General features: G+C 69.1%; 6 protein-coding genes and 3 pseudogenes. 6 read left to right on the top strand and 3 right to left on the bottom strand.

Annotation, left to right across the window (positions count from 1 at the left end; genetic code table 11):
- The first annotated feature begins 579 nt into the window (after positions 1-579).
- The 5 genes and pseudogenes from AB0953_RS35250 to AB0953_RS35270 all read left to right on the top strand — a co-directional run bounded on the left by AB0953_RS35250 (position 580) and on the right by AB0953_RS35270 (position 3,985).
- Positions 580-1,686 (top strand): hypothetical protein, encoded by a 1,107-nt coding sequence (locus AB0953_RS35250; protein WP_366863690.1) that lies wholly within the window; start codon positions 580-582, stop codon positions 1,684-1,686.
- A 251-nt stretch (positions 1,687-1,937) separates the two neighbouring features.
- Positions 1,938-2,051, top strand: a pseudogene (locus AB0953_RS35255) (IS5/IS1182 family transposase); the annotation flags it as partial.
- Between the two features lie 29 nt (positions 2,052-2,080).
- Positions 2,081-2,182: pseudogene (locus tag AB0953_RS35260) on the top strand (IS481 family transposase); the annotation flags it as partial.
- Between the two features lie 200 nt (positions 2,183-2,382).
- Entirely contained in the window at positions 2,383-3,453 is a 1,071-nt protein-coding gene (locus tag AB0953_RS35265) for a MerR family transcriptional regulator (protein ID WP_366863695.1), read from the top strand.
- A gap of 22 nt (positions 3,454-3,475) precedes the next feature.
- Complete coding sequence (locus tag AB0953_RS35270) at positions 3,476-3,985, top strand: hypothetical protein (RefSeq protein WP_366863691.1); 510 nt, start codon at positions 3,476-3,478, stop codon at positions 3,983-3,985.
- Between the two features lie 108 nt (positions 3,986-4,093).
- On the opposite strand, the gene AB0953_RS35275 is transcribed toward AB0953_RS35270, so the two are convergent.
- Positions 4,094-4,609, bottom strand: a complete 516-nt coding sequence (locus AB0953_RS35275) for a hypothetical protein (RefSeq protein ID WP_366863692.1) — start codon at positions 4,607-4,609, stop codon at positions 4,094-4,096.
- Between the two features lie 69 nt (positions 4,610-4,678).
- On the opposite strand from AB0953_RS35275, the pseudogene AB0953_RS35280 reads away from it, so the two are divergent.
- A pseudogene (locus AB0953_RS35280) lies at positions 4,679-4,824 on the top strand (IS5/IS1182 family transposase); the annotation flags it as partial.
- A 2-nt stretch (positions 4,825-4,826) separates the two neighbouring features.
- Here AB0953_RS35280 and AB0953_RS35285 read toward each other — a convergent pair.
- Entirely contained in the window at positions 4,827-5,117 is a 291-nt protein-coding gene (locus tag AB0953_RS35285) for a hypothetical protein (protein WP_366863693.1), read from the bottom strand.
- On the bottom strand, positions 5,114-5,470 hold the full coding sequence (locus AB0953_RS35290) for a hypothetical protein (protein WP_366863694.1): 357 nt from the start codon (positions 5,468-5,470) through the stop codon (positions 5,114-5,116). The genes AB0953_RS35285 and AB0953_RS35290 overlap by 4 nt, the downstream gene beginning before the upstream one ends.
- Positions 5,471-5,615 lie beyond the last annotated feature (145 nt).

The following is a 5,615-nucleotide window of genomic DNA, read 5'->3' on the forward strand; positions in this document are numbered from 1 at the left end:
CTTCGTTTCCGACTCTATCAGACTCTTTCGTGTCCGATTCCCGGTCGAAGCGGGTTTCGCTTTCCGGTTCCCGCTTTCGCGTTTCCCTTTCGGCGAGTCCGACTCTATCAGAAGTTTTCCACCGGATTTCCCGGCTTCGGATTCCCGAGTGAGGAGTCGAGTACGAACCCGTGGAATGAGATTCCGCGGGTTGCGTGAGGTTCTGCTGGGGTGGTCGCCGAACGTCTCCGTTCCAGGCAACCGCTCAAGTCTACATCTGGGATGGAGGGGGTGTCAAAGGCCCGCCTCTTGCCGGCTTCGGTCGATGCCGACGAGGTCGCCACGGGGTCGGTGTCGGGTGAAGGCGCCCCGCGCAGGTCGCCCTCCACCGGGCACGGCGGCAGCACGCCGCGCGGTGAGCAATGGCACCGGGCAGGGCGGATATCGCCTGGCGGATCGGCGGCAGGCCGGGCAAGGTGCCCGGTGATGAGCGATGAGGACGAGATGTCGTATGCCCGGTCGGACTGCCTCCAGGGTCTTCTGCAACGGGGGCGGGGCTTGGGCGCGGTGCGAGCGCTGAAGGACCCGGGACGTTCTGCCGTGTTCGTGTATGCAGGGATCCGTCGTGACTGGCGGTGGGACCAGAGCGACGAGCGGTCCGTGTACCTGGCCCGGCTGGTCCGTGATCTGGACCTGTCCCCCACGCCGATTCTCGACCAGCTGGCGGGGGACGAGGAGTCTTGTCTGCGCGCCTGCGAAGTACTCGCGCTGCTGGCTCTCGCCGGCTCCCCCGACGCCCGTGAAGGGCTTCGGGCGTATGTCCGCAAAGGCGAGCACTGGGTCAGCGTGCTGGAGTCGTTGGCCGTTGCCTGGCCGCCGCACTGGTGGGAAGACCTCGGTGATGTCGCCCGCGCCAGGATCGACGCCGAGGCGGAGCTTCCGTGGCTCTCGGAGCCGTGGACCAGGTTCGGTATCGAGGTCCAGAGGCCTTCGTTCGTTCCTCGGCCGTCCCTCGCCGGGCTCGACACGGCAGAGCTTCTCCTTCTGCTCGCCGACACCCGCACGGAGGACGCCACGAAGGTCGACGCACTGCGCGCCCTGAACGCCCGCGAGCCTGCTCAGGACCTGATCCCGCTGGTTCCCTCCTTGGAGCGGTCGGACGGCCGCCGGCCCCTGCCCCTGCTCAGGCGAGCCGTTGAGCGTCTGGGTGCCCTCGCCGTACCGGCGGCGCGGGGCTGGGTACGGGAGGACCGCCCCTGGCTGGCTCGGCTGGGGGCGGAGGTCCTGGCCGACCATCCCGGCCCCGAGGCCCTGCCGGGCCTGGTGGAGGAACTCGTCGAACAGTGGACGGCGCGGACCTGGTGCGGCCCCGACCGGACGGCCCGGCGCCTGGCCCGGTTCGGTCCCGAAGCCGCCGGAGCGGTGCCCTACCTGCGGCGCTTCTGGCTGCACACCCCGCACTCGTACGAGCGGACCGCGTACCTCGAGGCACTCGCCGCCATCGACGGCGACGGGCTGGAGCACGTGTACGCCGAGGCCCTCTGGGACTGCGAGGAAACGACGCGCCTGCTGGGAATCACCTCGGCACCCGTGCACGCGGAGACCCTGGGACGGATCGCCGCACTGCGCGACGATCCGATGGAGACGGCCGCGGTGAGGGCCGCGGCCCGAGCACGGCTGAGGGCCCCTGACGACCCGCAGTCCTGATGCGTTCGGGCGACCGGCTGTCTCAGGAAGCCAAGGACTGCATTCACGTGGGGCGGGGGCGGGCGGTGGCGGGATCACCGGCAGGTGATCGACGCGATTGCTGCTCACGCAGGCCGACGCCGCGGGCGACTTGGACCAGGCGCTCGGGCCGCCGTCACGCCCGGCCAAGCCCGTGACGTTCCCGCATTCGAGCGGTCGTGGCGCGGATGCGGGTACCCCAGCCGGTCGGCAGAACCCTGACCACTGTGGCTGCCGTCCTCGCTGACAACGCGTACTCGCCCCGGGCCCTCCCCCGTCATCTGCGACGGCGCGGGATCCGGGCGGTCATCCCGCAGCCCGCGGACCAGGCCGCCAACCGGCTGCGGCCGGGTTTGGGAAATGGGTGGGGGGCCTCGGCTGGCCCCTGCGGCGGGCGGCCGAGCGCTTCCAGGTCAGCCCCACGGCCGCCGCCCGCTACCGACACCTCGGCGTCGGCGAAACGAGTGACCGCCGGGCCACGCGCGAACGCGCCCGGCCTGGCCTACACCTACACCTACACCGAAGGCCTCCCCTACACCGAAGGCCTCCCCGAAGCCAGAAGCCCCAGTAGCGTCACCAACCTGTCCCGACGACACCCTGGACGTTGCTGGCCATGAGGTTGGTGTCGCTGCTCGTCGGCGTTGACCTTCGAGTTGGTTGAAGCTTGATGATGGCGCGGTGCCACATGATGAGCTGATGCCGATCGGGGCTTTCGCCCGACGCAGCGGTCTGACCTCCAGTGCGTTGCGGTTCTATGCCGACTCCGGGCTGCTGCCCCCTGCCGAAGTCGACCCGGTCTCGGGCTATCGCTACTACAGCACTGACCAGGTGGCCCAGGCGACCGCGCTGCGTCAGCTTCGCGAGCTCGCCATGCCTTTGGCAGCTGTCGAGGCGGTACTTCGTTCCGGGGCCGACGAGGCTTCCCGGCTCCTGGATGAACACGTGGCAAAGGTCGACGGGGATGCGGCGGCCGTGCGGCAGAAGGCTGCTGTCATCAAGTCCGCGCTCGGCGGCGCGCCAGGTCTTCCCATCGCGGTGGTGAAGGGGCCCGTGCTGGCGGCTGCGGTCGAGCAAGTCCTGACGGCGACCGCGCACGAGCCCGGGATGCCGTCCCTCGCTGGTCTGCACATCGAGGCAGGTCATGAGGCCGTGGCCCTGACCGCGACGGACCGATACCGGCTCTCCACTCGGACCCTGGTGCCCGCTGGACCACCGGCCCAGACGTGGGCCGGCACGGTCAACGGCGACGAACTGCGGGCTGCGGTCGCAGCGAGTCGCCGCAGCCCGCTGGTGAGACTGGAAGCAGTCCCGAACGGGATCTGGTTCCGTGTGGCCGACCGAGAGGACCGGCACTGTCGGTTGCTGCCCGACGCGTTTCCCGACTATCGGCTGATGCTCGCGTCACTGGGCGAGGTCACCACTCGTGCGACGGTCTCGAAGGATCCGCTCCTTCGAGCCCTCGAAGAGCACCCCGGCGATCGCATCGGGCTGCATGTTGCCAACCACGGAGTGAGCGTCATGTCAGCACACGACGGGCACCCCGACATCCCGCTCCCGGCCACCGCGACGGGCCAGACCCTCCAGATCTGGTTCGAGCTGACCACGCTCTATCCCGCTGTGAGCACGGCCATCGGCCCCGACGTACTGCTCGACCTACGGGGACACGACCAGCCCGTCACGATCCGCTCCGCCGACCACGGCGATCTCACCACCTTGGCCATGCCCATCCAGTCCGACCACTCCACCTGACAAGAACGACGAGGAACAACCCATGGCCACCCCATCCGCGAGCCCGGACCGGACGATGGAAGCAATAGGCCACGCCGTCGCCGAGGGCCAGGCCGGTAACAGGGCCTCCGCCCGCCAGACACTGCTGGGCCTGTGGTCTGCGATCGGTGCCACCGGTGACCCGCTGCACCGATGCTCACTCGCCCACCACATGGCAGATCTCTACGAAGATCCCGCCCAGGCCCTCGCCTGGGACGTCCGAGCCCTGGACGCTGCCGACGCCATGACCGCGGAGCGCGTCCAGGAGCACCACGCCGGCCTCGACATCGCTGGCTTCTACCCCTCTCTGCACCTCAACCTCGCCGACGACTACCGCCGCCTCGGCTCCTTCGAAGCCGCCACCGAGCACATCAACGCAGCCAAGACCCACGCCCCCAGCCTTCCTCAGAACCCCTACGGTGACCTTCTTCGCGGCGCCATCCAAGAGGTCGCCGAGGCCATCGCCGGGCGGGACCGGTCACGGCGAGCCTCGGCGCCTGGTTCCGCTGCGTGACGACAGGAAGCCAGTCCAGAGCCGTGGATCGGAGGAAGAAGGAGACCGAGCCCTAAGGGCTGTCCCGTAACCCGAGGAGTTATGCCACGACCCTCTGGCCACAAGGTCTCAGGCTCGGTTGTGCCTCGCTGAGGCCTTGCGATCACGCTGCTGGGGGCTGGACGACTCCAGCCACTGGTCCACCACGTCGTCCACTTCATCCAGGGCAGGATCGCGGCTTCCACTGGGCGCGTAGGCCGGTGACCGGTCAACGCGTAGTGGCAGATGCGCGCAGTACCAGGCTCGCCGGGCACCCGCTATCTCGGCGGTCGTGCCCGTGCGGAGATAACCGAGCAATGCTGTCATGACTCTGCGGCGCCCGAATGCGTAGAGTGCCGGCTCGACGAACCAACGGCAGAAGCTTGGGTCCGGGTCGTAGACAGCAGCAGCCATCAGCGGATCGAAGAACTCCTCCGGCAGGCTGGCGCTTTCCAGCAGTGGCCTTCGTGCGGCTGCGGCCAGGTGCCGCGCACGTCGGTCTTCAGGCACGTCGGCCGCAGCCTCAAGCTCCAGCAGGCGAGCCACTTCGGCTGCGCATGCAAGGAATGTACGTGTGGATGCCTCGTAGCCGTCGCCTTCGCTCATGGCAGGATTCTCGGCCACGGGCATGAGCAGAAGTGATCGCATGGGCGAGATGATCTCGATGCAGCTGGTGTGATCACGGCGTCGGAGCCGTCCCGGATAGCCCCGTTCTCCGGGCTGAGGCCCGCGCGCCTTCGGGAAGCTGGTGACGGTGCTACGTCGCGCAGGCGGACACGGCCCGCAAGGGCCGGCCGTGGAGCCTTCCCCTGGAAGACCGAACCTAGAGGTTGACCCGCTTCAGGTAGACGCGGCTGCGGTGCGGGATGGTCTGGTACCAGAGCATGAGGTGCTCGTCCTCGTACGTGCGCAGCCGCATCGGCTGCGGGTCCTCGTACAGGCTGCCATCCTTGGGGTCGATGCCCATCGCGGCCAGGTCCACCAGGCCCTCCATGACGGCGCCCACCAGCTCCTGCTGCTCCGGCGGCATGTCGCCGAACACCCATACCCGGCTGGGATCGCATTCCCAGGCCCAGCCGCCGTCGCCCTCCACGCCCTCGCCCCGCGGGCTCACAGGCCGATGTCCCGCTGCGCCTCGGCGAGGATGCGGCTGCTGGTCTCCATCGCGGCCCGGAACTCCTGCTCGCTGGCGGCCGGGTCGCCGGCGATCCGCTCGGCTTCACGCAGGGCGGCCGCCCGGGCCGGCCACCGGTGGATCGCCACGTGCGTCGCCCACTTGATCAGGAAGAACCGCAGCGGATTGATCGCACCCGTCTCCGCGGCCCGGTCGAAGGCCTCGTTGCACTCCCGGTCGAGCACCGCCAGGCTCGCCATGTCGATACGCCGCACCGCGTCCCGCAGCGCTTCCCTCGTCATGGCCGGCTGGGGGATGAGCGGGCCGCCGTCTTCCACCTGCTGTGCTGTCATCGAGTCCTCCAGGGGAACGCGGCCCAGGATACCGAGCCGCCCCGGCACCTGCCCGTAAACGCAGAAAAGCCCCGCACCAGAAGGTGCGGGGCTTTCCCACAATGATTGTTCGGCGGCGTCCTACTCTCCCACAGGGTCCCCCCTG

The sequence above is a fragment of the Streptomyces sp. NPDC046866 genome, from assembly GCF_040704625.1.
Taxonomy (GTDB): Bacteria; Actinomycetota; Actinomycetes; order Streptomycetales; family Streptomycetaceae; genus Streptomyces.